Here is a 3303-nt window from a genome sequence, read left to right as displayed (position 1 = left end):
GGGAATCCTGGTGAACCGCGGAATCGACGTCACCCAGGCCACCCTGTCCCGCGACCTGGTGGACCTCGGCGCGAAGAAGGTGCGCGTGGGCGGGGAGGTTTACTACTCCCTGTCCGACGACGTGCGCGTGGACGGGCCGGACAAGCTGCGGCGCGTCCTAGCCGAGCTGCTGGTCGACCACGACCACTCCGGAAACATCGCCGTCCTGCGCACCCCACCCGGTGCCGCGCAGTACCTGGCCAGCATCCTGGACCGCTCGGACGTAAACCGAGTGGTGGCCACCATCGCCGGTGACGATACCGTGTTCGTCCTGGCACGGGAGCCGCTCAACGGCAAGGAGCTGGGGGAGTATTTCTTCCAGCTGGCACATAGCTAAAATCAAATAACGGATACAACAACTAGAACGCACAAAGAGTTTCGAAGGGAAGCTTAGAAGAATGAAGGATCGCGTAGTACTCGCATACTCCGGCGGGCTGGATACCACCGTGGCCATCAGCTGGATCGCTAAGGAGCGCAACGCAGAGGTCGTCTGCGTCTCCATCGACCTGGGTCAGGGCGGCGAGGACATGGAGACCGTCCGCCAGCGCGCCCTCGGTGCCGGCGCCGTGGAATCCATCGTCGTGGACGCCCGCGACGAGTTCGCCAACGACTACTGCCTGCCGACCATCAAGGCCAACGGCATGTACATGAAGGAGTACCCGCTGGTCTCCGCGATCTCCCGCCCGCTGATCGTCAAGCACATGGCGGATGCAGCCAAGGAGCACGGCGGCACCGCCGTCGCCCACGGCTGCACCGGCAAGGGCAATGACCAGGTCCGCTTCGAGGTTGGCTTCGCCAACACCGCCCCGGACCTGGAGATCATCGCCCCGGTCCGCGACTACGCCTGGACCCGCGAGAAGGCCATCGCCTTCGCCGAGGAAAACGGCATCCCGATCGAGCAGTCCAAGTCCTCCCCGTTCTCCATCGACCAGAACGTGTGGGGCCGCGCCGTGGAGACCGGCTTCCTGGAGGATCTGTGGAACGCCCCGACCAAGGACGTCTACGCCTACACCGAGGATCCGGGCCTGGGCCAGGCACCGGACGAGGTCATCATCTCCTTCGAGTCCGGTGTGCCGGTGGCCATCGACGGTAAGAAGGTCACCGTCCTGGAGGCCATCGAGGAGCTGAACCGCCGCGCGGGTGCGCAGGGTGTCGGCCGTCTGGACATGGTTGAGGACCGCCTGGTGGGCATCAAGTCCCGCGAGATTTACGAGGCTCCGGGCGCTATGACCCTGATCCGTGCCCACGAGGCTCTGGAGGCCGTCACCGTCGAGCGCGAGCTGGCCCGCTACAAGCGCGGCATCGACGCAGAGTGGTCCAACCAGGTCTACGACGGCCTGTGGTTCAGCCCGCTGAAGCGCTCCCTGGACGCGTTCATCGACTCCACCCAGACCCACGTCACCGGCGACATCCGCCTGGTGCTGCACGCGGGCTCCATCACCGTCAACGGCCGCCGCTCCGGCAAGTCCCTGTACGACTTCAACCTGGCCACCTACGACGAGGGCGACTCCTTCGACCAGTCCATGGCCCGCGGTTTCGTGGAGCTGCACGGCCTGTCCTCCAAGATCGCCTCCAAGCGCGACCTGGCCAATTAGGCACTGGCTAACTAGGCAACCGGCCAACTAGAGCAGAAAGGCACACCCAAACATGACCACCGAGGCACACGGCACGAACGAAGGCGCCCTGTGGGGCGGCCGATTCTCCGGCGGACCGACTGAGGCGATGGCCGCCCTGTCGAAGTCCACGCACTTCGACTGGGTTTTGGCTCCCTACGACGTGCTGGCCTCGCAGGCTCACGCGCGGGTGCTGCACAAGGCCAACCTGCTGAGCGACGAGGACTTCGATACCCTCATCGCCGGCCTGCAGAAGCTTGGCGAGGACGTGGCCGACGGAACCTTTGGCCCCGAGCCTAGCGACGAGGACGTCCACGGTGCGATGGAGCGCGGCCTGATTGATCGCGTTGGCCCCGAGGTCGGCGGCCGCCTGCGCGCGGGCCGTTCCCGCAATGACCAGGTGGCCACCCTGTTCCGCATGTGGGTGCGCGACGCGATCCGCGACATTACCGCGGGAGTGCTCGACGTCGTGGACGCGCTGGTTGCCCAGGCCGATCGCCACCCAGAGGCCATCATGCCTGGTAAGACGCACTTCCAGGCTGCCCAGCCGGTACTGTTGGCTCACCAGCTGTTGGCCCACGCACAGCCGCTGCTGCGCGACGTGCAGCGCTTCCAGGATCTGGATAAGCGCCTGGCAGTGTCCCCGTATGGTTCCGGCGCGCTCGCGGGGTCGTCCCTGGCGCTCGACCCGGAGGCCATCGCGGAGGAGCTCGGCTTTGATTCTGCTGCGGATAACTCTATTGACGCCACCAGTTCCCGCGACTTCGCCTCTGAGGCAGCCTTTGTGTTTGCCCAGGTGGCGGTGGATCTCTCCCGCCTGGCCGAGGAGATCATCGCTTGGTCCACTCCGGAGTTCGGCTACGTTACGCTGGCCGATGAGTGGTCCACCGGCTCGTCGATTATGCCGCAGAAGAAGAACCCGGATGTTGCCGAGCTGATGCGAGGCAAGACCGGCCGCCTGATCGGCAACGCCACCGGACTGTTGGCCACTCTGAAGGCCATGCCGCTGGCCTACAACCGCGACCTGCAGGAGGACAAGGAACCTATCGCGGATTCCGTTGCCCAGCTGAACCTGCTGCTCCCGGCGATGGCCGGCCTGGTCGGCACGTTGACGTTCCACCCGGACCGTCTGCGCGAGCTCGCCCCGGCGGGCTTCACGCTGGCCACCGACCTAGCGGAGTGGATGGTTCGCCAGGGAGTGCCTTTCCGCGTGGCACACGAGGCCTCCGGCTCCTGCGTCCGAATTGCGGAATCGCGCGGCGTGGATCTGGTGGATCTCACCGATGAGGAGCTGGCAGGGGTGCACGAAGCTCTGACCCCCGAGGTGCGCGAGGTGCTGACCATCGACGGCGCAGTTGCTTCCCGCGCTACCCGCGGCGGCACTGCCGGCGTGCGTGTGGCCGAGCAGAAAGAGCGAGTGCGCGAGGCCGCCGCAGCTGACCGCAAGTGGGCGGAGAAAACCCGCCTGGTCTAAAACCCTGCGGGCCTAGATCCCGACCCCGTGCTCATTCGCCCCGCCGGGCAGGTTGTGCAAACGCACTCCCTGCCCGGCGGCGTGCTGTGCAAAGCGCTCGACAAAGCTCGCTGAGCGCTTGCCGGAGGCGCAGTACACCACCACGTCCACGGCTCCCGCTGCAGTGCTGGCCTCGGC

3 protein-coding genes are annotated in these 3303 nt (G+C 66.2%); all 3 read left to right on the top strand.

Annotation, left to right across the window (positions count from 1 at the left end; genetic code table 11):
- The first annotated feature begins 4 nt into the window (after positions 1 to 4).
- The 3 genes from Q0331_RS01890 to argH all read left to right on the top strand — a co-directional run bounded on the left by Q0331_RS01890 (position 5) and on the right by argH (position 3126).
- Positions 5 to 376, top strand: a complete 372-nt coding sequence (locus tag Q0331_RS01890) for an arginine repressor (RefSeq protein WP_298074372.1) — start codon at positions 5 to 7, stop codon at positions 374 to 376.
- 61 nt (positions 377 to 437) lie between these two features.
- Entirely contained in the window at positions 438 to 1634 is a 1197-nt protein-coding gene (locus tag Q0331_RS01885; RefSeq protein ID WP_298074370.1) for an argininosuccinate synthase, read from the top strand.
- A 52-nt stretch (positions 1635 to 1686) separates the two neighbouring features.
- On the top strand, positions 1687 to 3126 hold the full coding sequence (gene argH, locus Q0331_RS01880) for an argininosuccinate lyase (protein WP_298074368.1): 1440 nt from the start codon (positions 1687 to 1689) through the stop codon (positions 3124 to 3126).
- Positions 3127 to 3303 lie beyond the last annotated feature (177 nt).

This window comes from uncultured Corynebacterium sp. (genome assembly GCF_937999985.1).
Classification (GTDB): Bacteria; Actinomycetota; Actinomycetes; order Mycobacteriales; family Mycobacteriaceae; genus Corynebacterium.
Note: the sequence above shows the minus strand (reverse complement) of the source record. Positions and strands in the feature narration are given on the sequence as shown.